The 17484-nt window shown below is 61.1% G+C and carries 18 protein-coding genes; 1 reads left to right on the plus strand and 17 read right to left on the minus strand.

Translation table 11 applies throughout. The features are described from left to right. Nucleotides 1-99: 99 nt before the first annotated feature. The 15 genes from F560_RS24570 to F560_RS0109205 all read right to left on the minus strand — a co-directional run bounded on the left by F560_RS24570 (nt 100) and on the right by F560_RS0109205 (nt 14737). Nucleotides 100-636, minus strand: a complete 537-nt coding sequence (locus F560_RS24570) for a cell wall elongation regulator TseB-like domain-containing protein (protein WP_019005425.1) — start codon at nt 634-636, stop codon at nt 100-102. Continuing rightward, entirely contained in the window at nt 633-1937 is a 1305-nt protein-coding gene (locus tag F560_RS0109135) for an amidohydrolase (protein ID WP_019005426.1), read from the minus strand. The genes F560_RS24570 and F560_RS0109135 overlap by 4 nt, the downstream gene beginning before the upstream one ends. Before the next feature lie 20 nt (nt 1938-1957). Beyond that, nucleotides 1958-2596: a redox-sensing transcriptional repressor Rex gene (locus tag F560_RS0109140; RefSeq protein ID WP_019005427.1), complete on the minus strand. Its 639-nt coding sequence runs from the start codon at nt 2594-2596 to the stop codon at nt 1958-1960. Nucleotides 2597-2628: 32 nt separating this feature from the next. Then, nucleotides 2629-5502, minus strand: a complete 2874-nt coding sequence (gene dinG, locus F560_RS0109145; protein WP_019005428.1) for an ATP-dependent DNA helicase DinG — start codon at nt 5500-5502, stop codon at nt 2629-2631. An 80-nt stretch (nt 5503-5582) separates the two neighbouring features. Continuing rightward, nucleotides 5583-6212, minus strand: a complete 630-nt coding sequence (locus tag F560_RS0109150; RefSeq protein ID WP_019005429.1) for a hypothetical protein — start codon at nt 6210-6212, stop codon at nt 5583-5585. Nucleotides 6213-6281: 69 nt separating this feature from the next. Next, nucleotides 6282-6665 carry an aspartate 1-decarboxylase gene (gene panD / locus F560_RS0109155; protein ID WP_019005430.1) on the minus strand — a complete coding sequence of 128 codons (384 nt, stop codon included), beginning with the start codon at nt 6663-6665 and terminating at the stop codon, nt 6282-6284. An 18-nt stretch (nt 6666-6683) separates the two neighbouring features. Further along, on the minus strand, nt 6684-7571 hold the full coding sequence (panC, locus tag F560_RS0109160) for a pantoate--beta-alanine ligase (RefSeq protein ID WP_019005431.1): 888 nt from the start codon (nt 7569-7571) through the stop codon (nt 6684-6686). Continuing rightward, on the minus strand, nt 7568-8431 hold the full coding sequence (panB, locus tag F560_RS0109165; RefSeq protein WP_019005432.1) for a 3-methyl-2-oxobutanoate hydroxymethyltransferase: 864 nt from the start codon (nt 8429-8431) through the stop codon (nt 7568-7570). The genes panC and panB overlap by 4 nt, the downstream gene beginning before the upstream one ends. Nucleotides 8432-8791: 360 nt before the next feature. Further along, entirely contained in the window at nt 8792-9778 is a 987-nt protein-coding gene (locus tag F560_RS0109175; RefSeq protein ID WP_051088312.1) for a biotin--[acetyl-CoA-carboxylase] ligase, read from the minus strand. Beyond that, nucleotides 9775-11055 carry a CCA tRNA nucleotidyltransferase gene (locus F560_RS22905; protein WP_019005435.1) on the minus strand — a complete coding sequence of 427 codons (1281 nt, stop codon included), beginning with the start codon at nt 11053-11055 and terminating at the stop codon, nt 9775-9777. Before F560_RS22905 ends, F560_RS0109175 begins: the two co-directional genes overlap by 4 nt. Nucleotides 11056-11078: 23 nt before the next feature. Beyond that, nucleotides 11079-12236 (minus strand): N-acetyl-alpha-D-glucosaminyl L-malate synthase BshA, encoded by a 1158-nt coding sequence (gene bshA / locus F560_RS0109185; protein ID WP_019005436.1) that lies wholly within the window; start codon nt 12234-12236, stop codon nt 11079-11081. Between the two features lie 72 nt (nt 12237-12308). After that, on the minus strand, nt 12309-13022 hold the full coding sequence (bshB1, locus tag F560_RS0109190; RefSeq protein ID WP_019005437.1) for a bacillithiol biosynthesis deacetylase BshB1: 714 nt from the start codon (nt 13020-13022) through the stop codon (nt 12309-12311). Next, complete coding sequence (gene mgsA / locus F560_RS0109195) at nt 13019-13441, minus strand: methylglyoxal synthase (protein ID WP_019005438.1); 423 nt, start codon at nt 13439-13441, stop codon at nt 13019-13021. Before mgsA ends, bshB1 begins: the two co-directional genes overlap by 4 nt. Before the next feature lie 30 nt (nt 13442-13471). Then, on the minus strand, nt 13472-14278 hold the full coding sequence (gene dapB, locus F560_RS0109200) for a 4-hydroxy-tetrahydrodipicolinate reductase (protein WP_019005439.1): 807 nt from the start codon (nt 14276-14278) through the stop codon (nt 13472-13474). A 90-nt stretch (nt 14279-14368) separates the two neighbouring features. After that, on the minus strand, nt 14369-14737 hold the full coding sequence (locus tag F560_RS0109205) for a nucleotide pyrophosphohydrolase (RefSeq protein ID WP_019005440.1): 369 nt from the start codon (nt 14735-14737) through the stop codon (nt 14369-14371). A 157-nt stretch (nt 14738-14894) separates the two neighbouring features. Here F560_RS0109205 and F560_RS0109210 point away from each other — a divergent pair, with 157 nt between their 5' ends. After that, a complete protein-coding gene (locus F560_RS0109210) occupies nt 14895-15776 on the plus strand; it encodes a YitT family protein (RefSeq protein WP_019005441.1) in 882 nt (293 codons plus the stop codon). Here the strand turns inward: F560_RS0109210 and F560_RS0109215 are convergent. Beyond that, complete coding sequence (locus F560_RS0109215; protein ID WP_019005442.1) at nt 15718-16722, minus strand: sporulation protein YpjB; 1005 nt, start codon at nt 16720-16722, stop codon at nt 15718-15720. The two genes, F560_RS0109210 and F560_RS0109215, sit on opposite strands and share 59 nt — an antisense overlap. Nucleotides 16723-16766: 44 nt before the next feature. Then, entirely contained in the window at nt 16767-17438 is a 672-nt protein-coding gene (locus F560_RS0109220; protein WP_019005443.1) for a DUF1405 domain-containing protein, read from the minus strand. Between the last annotated feature and the right edge of the window lie 46 nt (nt 17439-17484).

Genomic DNA, 17484 nt, shown 5'->3' on the forward strand with positions numbered 1-17484 from the left:
AGGTTCGCAAGCGTCAGACGAAGGAGGTTACTCCGGAACGTTTCCGGCTTGCTTTATGCGATTCGGATTTTCCGAATTCGCGCCTATCGATCCTGGCGCTTATCCGGCCGTCCGGCCGGGCAAATCGTACGTTTTGAGCTTGGTGCCGTCCTTGAAGGCGTAAAAATCGATCGACTGGCGGCCGGTGTCCGGGTCGGCGACATAGCGGATCTCCCATGCCGGCTGATTGTCGAACCATCCGGGGAGCAGCCGGACAATGTCCGAACCCGGATGCTGCGATGCGAAAAGCTCCCTTATCCGCTTTTCGGACAGGCCGTCTTCCAGCTTCTCTTTGACGAGGCCGCTCGCGCGCTCCCATACGATCCATTCGACGCCTTCCGCATCTTTGCCGGTAACGACCCAAACCGTCTCGTCCCACACATGCTTGCTGACCGAACCGATCCGCTTCAGCCCCGCTTCCGTCTTGGCGGTCGCAACCGCGCGGGCTTCGTCCCGGCGATAGTCCGCGTCGGCGTTGCGCACCGTGACGACAAACAGGACGAGCAGAAACAGAAGGAAGCCGCCGATCAACAGCGCCCACCGCCCGGGCGTAAGCGGAGACCGCCGCCGATAAGCGTCGCTTCGGCTCGGCGTCATGCGCGCAACCTCTCGAAGCAGCGCTGCGCCTCAAAGCGAATCCGTTCCAAATCCAGCGTCAGCAGCTCGCGGTTGCGCAGCAGCTGGCGCCCGTCCGCCCAGACGTGAACGACATCCGCCCCGGATGCGGCGTATACAAGGTGGGAAATGTAGTCGGTAGCCGGCGTCAAATGCGGCTTATCGACCGATACGGCAATAAAGTCCGCTTTCAGGCCGGGCTTCAGCTCGCCCGTAACGCCTTCGAGGCCGAGCGCCTTCGCCCCGCAGACGGTGCCGAGCCGCAGCGCTTCGAGCGCGGGAACCGCGGTCGGATCCCCGGATACGCCTTTGTGCAGAAGCGCGGCCAGCCGAATTTCCTCGAACAGGTCGAGATTGTTGTTGCTGGCGGCGCCGTCGGTGCCGAGCGATACCGTAACCCCGGCGCGGAGCAAATCCGGCACGCGGGCAACGCCGCTGGCCAATTTCAGATTGCTGACCGGATTGTGCGATACCGCCACGTTGCGCTCCGCGAGCAAGGCGATTTCGTCGTCGGTCAGATGGACGGCATGCGCGACGAGAGCGGGGCGCGAAAACAGGCCGAGCCGGTCCAAATGCTCGACAGGCCGGACGCCGTAATCGCGCACGTTCTGCTCCACTTCCGCCGCAGTTTCGGACATATGCGTGTGCAGAGGCAGCCCGAGATCGTGGGCGGCGGCGACGATCCGCTCGATATAGTCCGGAGGGCACGTGTAAGGAGCATGCGGCGCCATCATGACCCGAATCCGGCCGTCCGCCTTGCCGTGCCAGTCTTTGGCGAACCGGATCGCCTCCTCCAGCTTGACGGTTTGCTCTTCGGGCGGGCACAGGCCGATAACGCCGCGGGCCAGCGCCGCTCTTAACCCCGACTGCTCCACGACTTCCGCGACGCGGTTCATATGATCGTACATATCCGCAAAAGTCGTCGTTCCGCTCAGAATCATTTCCGCCGCCGCGAGCGCCGAGCCCCAGTAGACATCGTCGCCCGTAAATTTGGCTTCCATCGGCCAGATATGGTTCTGCAGCCAGTCCTGCAGCTTGAGATCGTCGGCCAGCCCGCGAAGCAGCGTCATGGCGGCATGCCCGTGCGTGTTGACCAGACCGGGAAGAAACAGAAGCCCTTCGCCGTTCACGATTTCGGCCGCCGCCCGCCTTTCGGCTTCCGGCGCCGTCCCTTCGCCGATCGCGGCGATCTGGGTCCCTTCCACGGCCATCCACCCTTGCAGCACCGGCCGTTCCGGGCTCATCGTAATGAAAATGCCGTTTTCAACCAACCAACGTTTCATGGTTCACGATTCCTCTCGATTTATTGTTCGTCTTCGTCGCGATTCAAGTAATAGGCCAAGCTAAACAGGTCCGCCGTAAAGTCCGTCTGGTGCAGGCGCACGCCCGGCGGCGTCCGGATCACCGTGGGGGCGAAATTCAAAATCCCCCGGATGCCGGCCGCGACGAACTGGTCGGATACGTTCTGCGCTTCGGACGCCGGCACCGTGATAATGCCGACGGTGATGTTTTTCGCCTTGACCGTCTCGTTTAACTGCTCCATCGGAAGCACGGTCAAATTGTTGATGGTCGTCCCGACCTTGGACGGGTCTCGGTCGAAAACGGCCGTGATCTTCATGTTTTCTTTTAAGTACGTATTATAATTGCACAGCGCCCGGCCCAAGTTCCCGGTGCCGACCAGGGCGACGTAAAGCGGACGGTCGAGCTTCAGTATTTGGCGGATCTTCTCGATCAGATACGGCACATTGTAGCCGACTCCCTTGCGGCCGAAGTCTCCGAAATAGGCCAGGTCTTTGCGGATTTGCGCGGGATTCAGATCCAGCCTCTCCCCCAAATCCTGGGAGGAAACCGTATGGACTTCGCGTCTGTTCAATTCGTCGAGATACCGTAAGTAGATAGGCAGCCTGCGAACGACAACCTCCGAAATTTTGTCCTGCTTCACAACCGCTTCCCCCTAAAACCGTCTGCTTTCGTTTATGTTCCGGATGGCGTCTCCAGCCATTCGCGGATTCGGTTCACCAGCCCGCCGGTGGGCAGGTGCTCCATCTTCGGTCCCGGCAGCGAATACAAAAAGTATTTGCCGTAGCTGGTTTCCAGCACGCGCGTATCGTACAGCACAACGATTCCTTTGTCGTTGGTCGTGCGGACAAGCCGGCCGAAGCCTTGCTTGAAGCGGATGACCGCTTGCGGCAGCGACAGGCTCATGAACGGATTTTTCTTCTCCGCCGCAAGGCGTTCCGATTTGGCCTCGGCGACGGGATGGTTCGGCGGCTGAAACGGCAGCCGCACAATAGCCAGACAGGTCAGCGCGTCTCCCGGAATATCGACGCCTTCCCAGAAACTGCTCGTGCCCAGCAGCACGGAGGCCGGCTGCTCGCGAAATTGCCGGGTCAGGACGCTTCGGCTGCTGCCGTCGATGCCTTGGCCCATCACTTCGATGCCGCTCGAAACCAGCAATTCCTTGAGCAGGGCATGCACCGTCTTCAGCATCCGGTAGGAAGTAAACAGAACGAGCATGCGCCCTCCGATCGTCTTGGCCACCTCGGCAAGCGATTTCGCCAGTTCCTCGACAAAGCGGGCTTCCCCGTCCCGTCCCCGGATGGCGGGGAAATCGCGCGGAATCAGCACGAGCGATTGCTCCCTGTAGTTGAAGGGAGAAGGCAGCTGCGCGGTCATGAGCTTGCCTTCCTTATCCGCATGCGCAAGCCCAAGCTGTTCCGTCACATAGCGAAACGATTTGTCGACCGTAAGCGTGGCGGACGTCAGGACGACGCTGGATTTGCGGTCGAAAATATGCTCTTTCAGCTTGCCGCTTACGTCGGCCGGCATTCCGTACATCCAGACGGACCGGTTCCGGTACTGCGCATGCCCTTCGATCCAGTACACGAAATCGGGATCGGCAAGCGTGACAAAGGACTGAAGCTCCGTGCGCACGGCCGCCAAATCCTTGACCGCTCCGTTCAGATCGGTCAAGAGGCTTTGCATCGCCAGCTCGTCCGCATGTTCGCGAATGTCCGGCAAAAGCTTATCGAGCGGCCGGATCAGGTCCGACAACAGCTGGATGACGTTATGCCCGTCCGTTTGGGCCGCTTCCCATTCGTCGGGAAGCTGGTCCGGCTTGAGCCGGAGCGTCAGGTTGCCGCTTTCGTCGGACGGGGCAAGCTTGGCGAGCATATCGAACATCCGGTTCGCCCAGCGGTCCCAGCTCTCCCGGATCTCGTGAACGGTCGGCACGACTTCCTCCAGCTTTTCGGCCCAGGCCTGCGCGTTCGGATCCGGATCGGCCGCCAAGTGGCCGATCAATTGCGGCAGCAGCCCGGTGCGGGCGTCCTTCCACAGCCGCTGCAGCGGGTTTTGCACCGAGGCGTAGCCCGTCTTTTGGCCGAGGTGATGGCTCGCCACTTCCTCCAGATGATGCGCCTCGTCCACAATCAAGCGGTCATACGCCGGCAGAAGCCGGTTTTCCGCCCGCAAATCGGTAAACAGCATCGCATGATTGGTAATGATCAGATCCGCTTTGCCGGCTTCGTTGCGGGAACGATGGTAAAAGCATTTGCGAAACCAGGGGCAGCTCCGGTTCAGGCAGGAATCGGCATCGCTTGCGACCGCGCTCCACTCGTCCTTGGCTTTTCCCTGCAGATTCAGTTCTTCCGCTTCCCCGCGCTCGGTGCCGGCCAGCCAAACCGTCATTTGGCTGCGTACCACCGCTTCGTCTTCGGACATCGCGTATTCCGGAACCTGAAGCTGCTGCTCGAATTTCCGAAGGCACAAATAATTGCTGCGGCCCTTGAATACGGCCGCCTTGAACGGAACGGGCAGCGCTTCCTGAAGCAGCGGCAAATCCCGCTGGCGAAGCTGTTCCTGCAGTTGTATCGTATGCGTGCTGACCATGATTTTTTTGGATTCTTTCAATCCATAATAAAGAGCGGGGAGCAAATAGCCGAGCGATTTGCCGGTGCCGGTTCCCGCTTCGACCAGCAGATGCGAATCGCGCTCGAACGCTTCCAGCACGCGCCCGAACATGATCTCCTGCCCTTGGCGTGGTTCGTAGGAGGGAAGCCGTTCGCGAAGCTTCTTCTGCACCGAATCCATATAATCGGAAAAGGAAAGATCCGCCGGAAGCCGGGCGCTTGTCCGGTCCGAATCCGGGTCTTCCGCGTCCGTGCCGTCGTCGGTCCAATCGCCTACGCTCAGCGCAAATTGGCGGTAATATTGGTACTCCTTTTCGTCGGGCTGAAATTCCGTCTCCCGCTCGCCCGCGATTTCCGCCAGCAGCCAGCCCAGGTCGCTGCGCTCCGGGCTGAACAGCGAAGCGATCCGCTGCAGCGTCAGCAGCGGCAGCTTCTTCAACCGCTGAAGACAGCGGACAAAGACCTCCGCCGTCGCCGCCGCGTCGCTGTCGGCTTGATGCGGACGGTCGTGCCGCAAGTTCAGGCTGTGGGTCAGCGAGCCAAGACGGTAGGACGGCAAGGTCGGAAAAGCGATTCGGGCCAAATCGACCGTATCGATCATTCGCCCGGAAAACGGCAAATAGCCGCACCGATCGAGGGCGGCCTGCAAAAAGGCGGCGTCAAAACCGACATTGTGAGCGACCAGCACGGCATCGTCAAGCAGCGGCACAAGCTCGGCGAGCAAATGCTCGACGCCGGGGGCATCCGCAACCAGCGCGTCGTCGATGCCTGTCAGCCGGCTGATCCAGGCGGGAATCGGTTTTTCGGGCTTCACAAGGCGCGAAAACGTCTCGACGACGTTTCCGGCCTCGTCGATCAGCACCAGACCCGCTTGAATGATTTCGTCTTTATCGGATGAAGTTCCCGTCGTTTCAAAATCGAGAACGGCAAATTTCATGCCTGACTTCCTTTCGGTGAACCATAAAGCCGATTCGCCGGCTATCCGGTACAAGCTCCGTTCCCGCTTGCGAATCGGACTTAAACGAGGGCCTGTAATTCGCCGCAGCCAAGTTGCAGCTGAAGCTGTCCCGTATGGCTCTTGCAGGTTTCCAGATTGCGGCGCGGCTCATCGAAACTGGGATCCGCCTCCACCGCTTTTGCAAAATAATGCTGCGCCTGCCGCATGTTCGCGTAAACCGCCTGAACGCAGCCCAGCGCATTGTACGCGATGGCCCGCAGCTTGGGATCGTCGGACAAGGCGGCGATCATTTGGAAATGGCGCTGCGCCTCCGCGAAGTCGCGCAAATACATTCGGCACATCGCCAGCAGCACCCGGGCGACAAGCATGTCGGGCCGAAGAACAAGTGTCTCCTCGAAGCAGCGGGCGCCTTTTTCGTACATCTGAAGCTTAAAGTAGCCTTGGCCCTTCACGAACGGCTCGCAGACGGCCTCGGGTTTGCTCTGCGCGGCGGCGTCTTCTTTCATTTCCCGGTAAGCGGCCATTTTGTCTTCGAACTGCAGCCAGGCTTCAATCATCTCGTCACTTAATGATTTTAACACATTCCATTGCTCGTCGAGGTGTTTTTTTTCGTCGGCGGAAGCGTGCGGATAACGGCGAATAAGTTCTTCCAGCGTTTCGTTCAAGGTTTCAAACCATTGCAAAATCAATTCGGATCCCCCCCTTGTCGCAATCGGCCGTATGCTCATTCTGCGTTTCGGGGGAGGGTTTCATACGCGTTACAGAACGGTCGAATGAGGCTCTTCGCCCATCATTCGGACCACTCGATTGTTCCCGTCCACAATCGCCACTTTCGGCTTATGGCGCTTCGCCTCTTCGTCGGTCATATATCCGTAAGCGATGATGATGACGGTATCGCCGGGCTGCACGAGCCGCGCCGCCGCGCCGTTAAGGCAGATCACCCCGGAGCCTCGCGGTCCGGGAATCGCGTAGGTTTCGAAACGGGCTCCGTTGTGGTTGTTGACGATTTGCACTTTTTCGTCGGGCAAAATATCGACGCTTTCCATCAGATCCTGATCGATGGTTACGCTCCCGACATAGTTCAGGTTCGCTTCCGTTACCGTCGCCCGGTGGATTTTGGATTTCATCATTTGCCGCAGCATATGGCCCTCTCCTTTCCATTAGCCGATTAAGACGTTGTCGATCAGCCGCGTCTTCCCGAAGCGGACGGCAAGCGCAACCAATATCCGCTCTCTTGCCTGCTTGAGCGGCAACGTTTCCGCAAGCGGTTCGAGCGCCGGATAGGACAGCACTTCAACGTAATCGATATCGGCAAGCGGTTTGGTCCGAATCAGGCGCGCGATGCGGCCGGTCAGCTCCGGAGCCGTCGCGCCGTCTTCGATCCATTCCGGAACCTTCTTCAGCGCCTGGGACAGCACCAGCGCCTGGCTGCGCTCTTCGGCGCTCAAATAGACGTTGCGCGAGCTGAGCGCAAGTCCGTCGGCGTCCCTGACGATCGGACAAGGAACGATTTCGACCGGCATGTTGAGATCCTCGGCCATACGGGAGATGACCGCGACCTGCTGCGCATCCTTCAGGCCGAAATAAGCTCTGTCCGGCGCGACGATGTTGAGCAGCTTCGTGACGACGACGGCGACCCCGTCAAAGTGGCCTGGACGGCTCGCGCCGCAGAGCCGTTCGGTCACGCCTCGAACCGAAATGGATGTCTGCATCGGCCGGGGATACATCTCCTCGACTTGGGGCATGAAGATCAGATTGGCGCCCGCCTCGGCCGCCACGGCATAATCCCGCTTTTCGTCCCGGGGATAGCGTTCGAAATCCTCGTTCGGGCCGAACTGAAGCGGGTTGACGAATACGCTCAGCACCGTCAGCCCGTTCTCGGCCGCCGAGCGCCGAATCAGGCTCGCATGCCCTTCGTGCAAATAGCCCATGGTCGGAACGAAGCCGACTTTGGCGGCCGGTCCGGCACGCAGGCGGTATTCCGCGATCTTGCTCCTTAAATCCGCGATTGTCCGGACGACCTCGGGCGCCGCAACGGTCATCTTCATCGGGAATCTCCTCCGTATATGGAATGGGAAAGCGACTGGGCCGTTTGTTCGTCCAGGGCGAATCCGTGCCGCTCTTCCGGGAAACGCTTGGTCTTGACGTCCGCGACGTAGTCGGAGATCGCCGTCCGGATGGTCGCGCCGACGTCCGCGTATGTTTTGACAAATCGCTTGTCGCGTATATCGGAACCGTAACGGACAAGGTCGTGAAAAACGAGCACCTGGCCGTCGCAGCCCCGTCCGGCGCCGATGCCGATCGTCGGAATGTCCAGCGAACGGGAGATCAGCGCCGCCACCTGTTCCGCCACCAGTTCCAGCACCACGCCGAACGCGCCGGCTTCCTGCAAGGCTTTGGCGTCCGCGAGCAATTTTTCGGCCTCGTCCGGCCCTTTGCCCTGGACCTTGTAGCCGCCGATTTGCAGCACCGACTGGGGGGTAAGTCCCAGATGGCCGAGCACCGGAATGCCGGCGGCGGTCAGCCGGCGAATTTCTTCCGCAAGCTCGGCTCCGCCCTCCATCTTGACGGCGTGTGCCCCGCCTTCCTGCATGATTCGGGCCGCATTGCGAAGCGTCGCTTCCGGACCGAGCCGGTACGTCGCAAACGGCATATCGGTTACGATCATCGTGCCCGGCGCTCCGCGCGCCACCGCACGGGTATGATAAATCATATCGTCTAGCGTTACCGGCACCGTCGTGTCGTATCCCAGCACGACGTTGCCCAGCGAGTCGCCGACGAGAATCAGATCGACTCCCGCTTCTTCCGCCAGCCGCGCGGACGGGTAGTCGTAAGCCGTCAGCATCGCGATCGGCGTTCCTTCTTTCTTCATCGTGCGCAATCGAGGCAAAGTTAACGGTTTTTTCATATGCGAAGCGCCTCCTCTTTGGGCTCAGACAAACAAAAAAACCTTCATTTGCCCATGAGCAAAGAAAGGTTTCCATTCAGCAGGCACGCGCTTCACGTCCTTCTGTCTCGGTCCTTTCGGCTCTGAGCAGAATCCGCCGCGAGAAATTCACGGTTATTCGTTTGTCCTCCATGTCCATGCGCAAGTGCGATTCGTTTCCGATAACGCCTTGCCGCTTCATTATAGCAGACCGTATCCAAAACGTCCACGGACGGCGCGAACGATAGGCGAACGAGAGCGAATAATGGGCGAACGATGGGCGGACGTGGGCGAAAGCGATCGCATTCGCGACGCCGAGCGTCTCGGCGGTGCCCGGAACCGTCACGTCGAAGACTGGATTTCCGCCGAATAGACCGGCATGAGGGTTCCGTCCGACAGCTCGACAAGCAGTCCTCCCATGTCGTTCAACCCCCGCGGTATGCCTTCGATCGGGCCTCTCGGGGTCGCGAGCGTCGTTTTCCGGTTCAGGTTGATCGAATGCGCTTCCCACAGCGCACGGATCGGTTCGAAGCCGTCTCGCAAATACAGTTCGTACAGCTCCTCGAATTCCTTCAGCGTGACGGCGATCAATTCCGCCCGGTCCACCGGACGGCCTGCCGCCATTTTCAGAGATACGGCTTTGGACGCCACATCCTCCGGATAATCCTCCGGCTCCAGATTGGCCGATATGCCCAAACCGACCACAACGTAACGAAGCCGTTCTTCCTCCGCCGCGGATTCCAGCAGGATGCCGCTGATTTTCTTGCCGTCCACCAGCAGGTCGTTGGGCCATTTGATGCCGATATCCAGCGGAACGGCCGCGGAAACGGCCCGCCTCAGCGCCACCGCGGCGAGAAGCGTAAGCTGCGGCGTCGCCTGAAGCGGAACCTGAGGCCGAAGCAGCAGGCTCATCCACACGCCTTTGCCGGGGGGCGACACCCACACTCTCCCCATTCGTCCCCGCCCTTGCGTCTGCTGCTCGGCGATGACGAGCGTCCCCTCCGGCGCGCCTTCTTCGGCAAGCTCCCGCAGCACGTCCTGGGTGGACGACACGCTGTCGAACAGGTGCAGATGCCGGCCGAATTCCCGGGTCTGCAGCCGGGTCTGCACCTCCTGGCGGGTAAGCCGCGAAGGGCGTCCGACAAGCCGGTAGCCGAGCCGGGGAACCGCTTCGATGACGTAACCCTCGGCTTCGAGCTTGCGAATCTGCTTCCAGATGGCCGTGCGGCTTACGTTCAGCCGTTTGCTGATCTCTTCTCCCGACACGTACGCGTCCCGATCCGCCGCTTCCAATAGGGCAAGTAAAGACGGTTGGTTCAAGTTGATCATTCCTTTGAGTAAAAAGATCCGTCGCCATCGCAAGCCATGGTTTCCGCCGCGACCAGCAGCGCCGGGCGCTCATTCGGCAGCGTTCCCAAGGCGACGTCCGACAGCAGTTGCCTGAGCGTTGCCGCAACCCAAGGGCCGGGCTTCCTGCCCGTGGCCCGAACGATCTCGTCGCCTCTGACGGCAAGCTCCGCCACCGAAGCCGCCGCCATGCCGTCCAGCCAGGAGCGGGCCAGGCCGGCAACATCGGGCGGCAGCTGCCTGCCGGCCGTTACGGCCGCCAAGGCAAGCCAATCCTCCGCTGCCGCGCGGCCGAAACGGAGCACGGCCGAAATCCACCGTGCGCGCAAATCGGGCAGCTCCCCGCCGTCAGCGGCGAGCATGCGGTCAAGCCCGACGACGGCGGCGACGCGCGCCCCGCGGCGGACTCCGAGCCGAAGCGTGCGAAAAAGCTCCTCCGCTTCGGCCTCGTCCGCTCCCCATCGCAGCAGGAGCGCCGCCCAGCGCAGATCGGGGTCCGCGAGCCCGCGCACGCTCCGCTCGCCCGAATCCGCCTGCGGCTCGGCCGGCGTTGCGCATGCCGGCAGCGGCTCGCGGGCATAGCGAAGCAGCCCGCTTTCCGCCAGCAGCCGGAACGCCCGCTCGGGATCATGGCCCGCGGCCATTTTGTCAAGCTCCGCCCCGACCCGCTCCATTGCGATATGCCGCAGTTTGGCGCGCTGCGCCAGCAGGCCATCCCACGTATCGGGCGCAAAATCGAACCCGAATTCCGCCGCAAAGCGGACGCCCCGAAGCAGGCGGAGCGCGTCTTCGCCGAACCGTTCCGACGGATCGCCGACCGTGCGGATGACTCCGCGGCGAAGATCGTCCGCGCCGCCGAACGGATCGACGAGACGGCCGTCCGAGCCGAAGGCGATCGCGTTAATGGTAAAATCCCTGCGCGCCAAATCCTCCTCGATGCTCCCGACAAACCATACATCGTCGGGACGGCGGGAATCCGTGTATTTCCCTTCCCGCCGGTAAGTCGTCACCTCGAACAGCCGGCCGCCCTCGCGCACCGTCACCGTCCCGTGCTTCAACCCGGTCGGAATGGCGCTTGCAAACAGTTCCATCACCTGCTCCGGCCTCGCCGAAGTCGCGATGTCGACGTCGCGCAGGGGACGGCCGAGCAGCCGGTCGCGCACGCAGCCGCCGACCAAAAAAGCGGTATGACCGGCCGACTCCAAGCGGCCGAGCAGCTGAAGTCCCGCCGACCAGGCCGACTCTTTCGTTTCGGTCATCTCCCGCCCCTCCTGCGTCGCGCTCAGCAGACCGGAAGCTCCAGCTTCGCGGGAATGCCGAGCACCTGGTAATAAATCCGTTCGTATTGAGCCGTGATTTTGTCGTTGCAAAATTCCGTCCTTGCGCGATGGAGACATGCTTCCCGGAAGCTGGCGTACAGGCCGTCGTCGGTCAGCAGCCGCAACGCGTTCGCCGCCATTTCTTCCGTATTCCCGATCGGCGACAGGAATCCGGTCTCCCCGCTGACGACAAGCTCCGGAATGCCGCCGGCGATCGAGCCGATCGTCGGAACGCCGCAGGCCATCGCCTCCAGCGCGACCAGGCCGAAGCTTTCCTTCTCCGAAGGCAGCAGCAGCAGATCCGCCAGCGAAATCACCTGCGCCACGTCGTCCTGCTTGCCTAAGTAGAAGACGCGGTGGCTTAGGCCCATCGCATCGATTTTGGCCTGGATTTTCGGCAGGTCCGGACCTTCGCCGACCAGCAGCAGCTTGGCCGGAATCCGGGCGTTCACGCGCGCGAAAATATCGACCACATCGCATGTCCGCTTGACCGGGCGGAAGTTGGAAATATGCATCAGGATTTTCTCGTGTGGTTCGGCGTAGTCCGCCCGCAAGTCGGAACAGTCCCGCGGATAGTACACCCGTTTGTCCACGAAATTATAGGTGAGTTCGATCGGTCGGGTAATGTCCAGCAGCTCGCGCGTTTCCCGAATCAAATCGTTGCTTACCGCCGTGACCGCGTCGCTGTTTTGAATGCCGAAGCGGATCAGGTCCTTGAGCGATTCGTCTTGGGCAAGGACCGTAATGTCCGTGCCGTGAAGCGTCGTGACGACTTTGAAGCGGTCCCCGGACATCTGTTTGGCCAAATAAGCGCACAGGGCGTGGGGAACGGCGTAATGAACGTGAAGCAGGTCGAGCTGCTGCAGTTGCGCCACCTGGTTCATTTTGCTTGCCAGCGACAAATCGTAAGGCGGATACCGAAAGACGTAATAATCGGTCACTTCCACTTCGTGATAATAAATGTTGCGCTGGAACTTGCCCAGCCTGAACGGCATGCTGTGCGTAATAAAATGAATTTCGTGCCCCTTCTCCGCGAGCAGCTTGCCGAGTTCCGTCGCGACGACGCCGGAGCCTCCGAGCGAAGGATAACAGGTGATGCCGATTTTGAGCGGCCTTTCCATTCCTCTCTCCTCCTTTCTACATCTTATTCCCCGAAAGCATGCCTCCTTGCCGATATTGTTGCGCACGTCGGGTCAAAATCGGTCGACGGCCACCGGCCCCTTGGCGATAAAGCCTTCCGCGAAGGCGAATCGGTGCGCTTGCCCGAACAGCCTGTCCCGCGCCGCGACGTTGTCCAAGTAGCCCGTCGTCAGCGGAGTGGGCACCCAATCCGCCAGATCGCCGGCCGGCTCGAACTGCGAACGGTACGCGCGCAGCGCTTCCATTTTCCGCTCGTGCACGTCGCTAACGTCGAGGACAAGCTGCGGCGTGTGCGCATCGTTGATGAAATAATAATAAAGCATGTCCACCGTCCAGGCGGGCTCCTCAGGGTTGTAGCGCCGCAGCTTGGCGTTGAACACCGCCTGTTCGACCATCCGGCTGCACATGACGTGGTCGGGATGGCGGTCGATGAAATACGGCGCGAACACGACGCGCGGCCGATGGCGCCGGATGGCCGACACCAGCTTATCCACCTGCGAGCGGTCCGCTTGCGACAGCCCGCGGTCGGGCAGGCCGAGATTCTCGCGCACGGCAAGCCCGAGAATGGCCGATGCCGTCCCGGCTTCCCGCTGGCGCGTATCGACATCCCCGTTCGAGCTCATTTCCGCGAAGGTCAGATCGACGATGCCGGTTTTTTGCCCGGCCAGCGCCGCCTTGACCAGCGTGCCCCCCATGCCGATTTCCGCGTCGTCGGGATGAGCCGCGAAAGCCAGCAGGTCAAGCCCGTATTCCGTGCGGCCGCTCATGCGTCGATCCCCGGCTTGTATTTGTGAACCAGCTCGCGCCAAGCGAAGTCGCCCCGCTCCAGCGCTTTGATCAGCAGCTCGGCCGTCGCGATGTTGGTGGCCACCGGGATGCCCTGAACGTCGCACAAACGGAGCAAAGCGATAATATCCGGTTCGTGCGGCTGCGCCATCAGCGGATCGCGCAGAAAAATGATCAGGTCCATTTCGTTCTGGGCGACGAGCGCGCCGATTTGCTGGTCGCCGCCGAGCGGACCCGACATGAAACGATGCACGTTCAGCGACGTATGCTCCATAATGCGGGCTCCCGTCGTGCCCGTCGCGTATAGTTTGTGCGGCTTCAATACATGCTCGTACGCAATCGTAAAATTGACCATTTCTTCTTTTTTGCGGTCATGGGCGATCAAAGCGATCTGCAACATGTTCCGTTCCCCCTCTTTGGGCCGATGCCCCTAGTCGTCCAGGAAATGCTCAAACCCGTACACAAGTCCCGTAACGGACATCACCTTTTTGATCGCGGTATTGACGCCCGGCATATAACCGGCCCGTTCGTACGAATCGTGGCGGATTTTCAGCGTTTGTCCGTTGCCGCCGAAGATGACTTCCTGCTGGGCGAATACGCCCGGCAGACGGACGCTATGGATGCGGAACCCGTTATAGTATCCGCCTCTCGCCCCTTCCAGCACTTCCTCTTCGTTCGGGTTGCCCTGGCGCAGCTCCCGCCGCGTCTGCGAAATCCATTCCGCCGTCTTGATCGACGTTCCGGACGGAGCGTCCAGCTTCTGGTCGCCGTGATATTCGATGATTTCCACATGCGGTAAATATTTCGCCGCCATTGCGGCAAACTTCATCATAAGGATGGCGCCGATCGAGAAATTGGGCGCGATCAATCCGCCGATGCCCTTCTCCCGGCACTGCTTGTCCAGCTGTTCGATTTGCTCGGGCGTAAACCCGGTCGTGCCGACAACGGGCCGGACCCCGTGGCGGATGCAGGCTTCCGTGTTGGGCACGGCGGATTTGGGATTCGTAAAGTCGACGAGGACATCCGGCTTTGCGGACTGCAGCGCGTCCTCCAGCCGGTCCGTCACGACGACGCCGGTCTCCGGCTTGCCGACAAGGGAACCGGCGTCTACGCCCGCGGACGACCTGCCGATGGCGGCGACCAGCTCGAGTTCGGGATCTTCCAGCACCATTTTGACGACTTCGCGGCCCATGCGCCCGGCCGCGCCGGCGACCGCGACGGAAATTCGTTGCGACATCTCGTTCACCTGTCCCTTATGCTATAAATAGAGAAATGCGTTCCATGCCGACCGTCCTCCTTGGCAGGGGACGGATGCGGCCTGTCATGATTAGCGTTCGTCTGCGTCCTTCTTGGTCCATCTTCCCGCATCGCGGGTATTGAATTTGTGCATCACTTTGTCGTGCGCTGCGGTCAAGTCGATTCCGAGCGAGTTGGCGAAGCAGATCACGATGAACAACACGTCGGCAAGCTCCATCTCGACCGAATTTTCCGCTTCGTCCGGTTTTTTGGGCTTTTCTCCGAAGCGATGGTTCACTTCCCGGGCCAGTTCGCCGGCTTCCTCCGTCAGCCGGGCCAGCAGGGCGAGCGGCGAAAAGTAGCCTTCCTTAAACTGTGAAATGTAAGCGTCGACTTCCCGCTGAATATCGGCGAGCGTCTTCTCGGCCAGCGGCATGCCGGCGATGCGCGATTCTCCCATTCGAAACGTTTCCTTTCCGCTGCGCGCGGGCGCGCGCAAATTCTGATTTTGTCTTTTCCCGGCGAACCGGGCAAGACAGCCGTTGACTTATCCCTATGTTAGCTTAAGATTCTTTTAAAGACAAACCCCATTTTTGAAAGCGGAGGAGGAGCTGAACGTGAGAATTTGGCAAACGAAAGAATCGGTTCGCACCTGGCTGATGCTGACGGCCGGCGCCGCTCTCTACGCCTTCGGCCTGGAATATTTCATCCTGCCGAACCGGCTGATGGAAGGCGGCGTAACGGGCATCGCCGTCCTGCTTCATTACTCCTTGGGCCTGCCGACCGGCCCGACCACCCTGCTCATCAACCTTCCGCTGTTTCTGATCGGCTGGCGGCAGCTCGGCCGCAGCGCCATGATCTATACGATCGGCGGCACGGTTCTGTTGTCTTTTTTCCTGTGGGTTTGGGAGCGCGCCATCGCAGCCGGATGGATCACTCCGTTTGCGACCGAACACGACCATTTTCTTGTCGTGCTCTACGCCGGCGTGACGCTTGGAACCGGCCTCGGCCTCGTCTTCCGATCGGGAGGCACGACCGGGGGCGCCGACATCGTCGCCCGCATCGTTCACCGCTGGCGCGGCTTCAGCATGGGGCAGGTCATTTTGGTCATGGATTTCGTCATTATCGGCTCCTCATTGTTTTTCATCTCCAAGGAAAAAGTGCTGTACACGCTCGTCAGCGTCTTTATCGCCTCGAAAGTCATCGATTTCGTCCAGGAAGGCGCTTATGCCGCCAAAGCGTTCACGGTGGTGTGCCAATCCCCGGAAGCGCTGGCCAAAAAAATCGCGCGGGAACTCGACCGCGGCGTGACGCTGCTGCCCGCGATCGGCGGCTATTCCGGCGAACCGCGCATGATGCTGTACTGCGTCGTCAGCCGGTTTGAAATCCGCAAATTGAAAAGCCTGGTCCGCCAGCATGACAGACAGGCTTTTATCGTCATCAACGACGTGCATGACGTGCTCGGAGAAGGATTCCGGGAAGGCGAAGAAGCGACTTGAACCAGCGGTCCGCCGGGTCCCTACGCTCCCTGTTGGAACCGTGATTCGGATGCGTCCGGTCGAACCGGAACCTTCGCCATCCCGCCCAGGTGAGGATGGCGACAATAAAGGAGCCGATCGTCGCGCCGAACCCCCAGGAAGGCGGTACGACGGCCGGCACGGTCGTCGGCCGTTCCCCTTCGGGAGGAAACAGCCCCTCCATCGCTTCCCGCAGCGGAGCGATCAGTCCGCCCAGCAGCTTCGGATCGGGCCGGTCCTGCTGAAGCAAGCGCTTCGCGTAGCGGATCGCCGCATCTCCCCGCTCGATCACGTACGGCTCGCTCGTCAACGCGACGGCCGTCCGAATGAGGCCGTAACGTTCGGCGAGACGCCCGAACGCGGCCCGCGCCTCCGGGGTTACGCTTTGCGGCCGGTCGCCCAACGCTTTGGCCAGGGCGTCGACATCTTCCCGCAATACCGAGCGGTATTGCAGCCAAAGCGGCCGCTGCGGCTCCGCAAGCGCGTTCGCCGCAAGGCGTATCGCCCCCGCCGCGGATTGGACGCGGCGGCCGTCCTGCGTGACCGCGGCCATCGCCCGCTTCATCTCGGCCACGCTGTCGGCCAGCGCCTCGATGCCTTCCGCAGTCGCGATCCGCATCATCGGCAGCTCTCTAAGCCGTGTTTCCGTCTCCTTCATGGACCGAACGGCGGCAAGCCGGTCGCCCCGATTTACCGCCTGATATAGAGATTCCGCCGCCTCGCGGAACTTCTCGATCGCCTGCGTGTCCGAACGGGAGGCTGAGCTGCCCGTCGGACGGTCCGCTTGCGCCTGTCCGGATGCCGGCGCAGCTGCCGGGCTTTCCGCCGCGGCTGCGGACGGATCAAGCAGCAGCGCGGCGGCTCCCGCAAGCAGCCACCGAATCCACCGTCTTTTTCTTGCCGGAACAACAGCTGAAGCCCAAAACATTTGGACATCCCCTCCTGCCTTACCATATGAGGGGATGTCCGGCCTTAGAACCGGTTGTCCTTGCGCAGCGGCGCAGCTCCCCAAAGCGTATCGGCATAGCGGGCAAGTCCCGCCGCCATGACGCTAAAGGCGGTCAGCATGAACGTGAACCAGGCAACCTCCCGCACATAAGCCGGGTCCAGCTGCGAAGGCAAGTACGGATATACGCCGTAGCCGTAATCGATCGTATCGTTAAGAAACGTCCAGCAGGCCGCCGAAGCGAGCGCCCATCCGCCGAACCGGAAAAACCGGGCGTACAGCAGCGCGCAAATGGCCATGGCCGCATGCGACACGACCAGCATCCAGTCCTGCCAGACCAGCCGGTCGCCAAGGCCCGCGCCGATGAAGATGATCGCCGCCGCCCATATCCCGTATTTGATCGAGGTGACGACGGCCAACGCTTCCACGAGGGAGCGGATCCCCTTCAACCACCCGCTTCGCGGCGGGTTGGGGCGAGCCCACAGCCAGACGGCCGCGACCGCGAAAAACAGCGACGCCGTCGGACTGTCCGGCACAAACGGAAGCTGCCAGGCCGGATGGGTTTCCCACGTATCGAGGAGCTGGCCTTTGTACCAGTAATACCCGTAGACGGTTCCGGGAACGTAAAAAATCAAAAGCAGCGTCAGCGTCGCCCTATGCAGCAGGCAATCGCGCGACAGCAACCATTTCCAGCTCATGAACGGCCTCCTCGCATTTGCAAAAAACCTGACCGGGAACGGTCAG

Origin of the sequence: Cohnella laeviribosi DSM 21336 (assembly GCF_000378425.1) — a bacterium.
Taxonomy (GTDB): Bacteria; Bacillota; Bacilli; order Paenibacillales; family Paenibacillaceae; genus Cohnella; species Cohnella laeviribosi.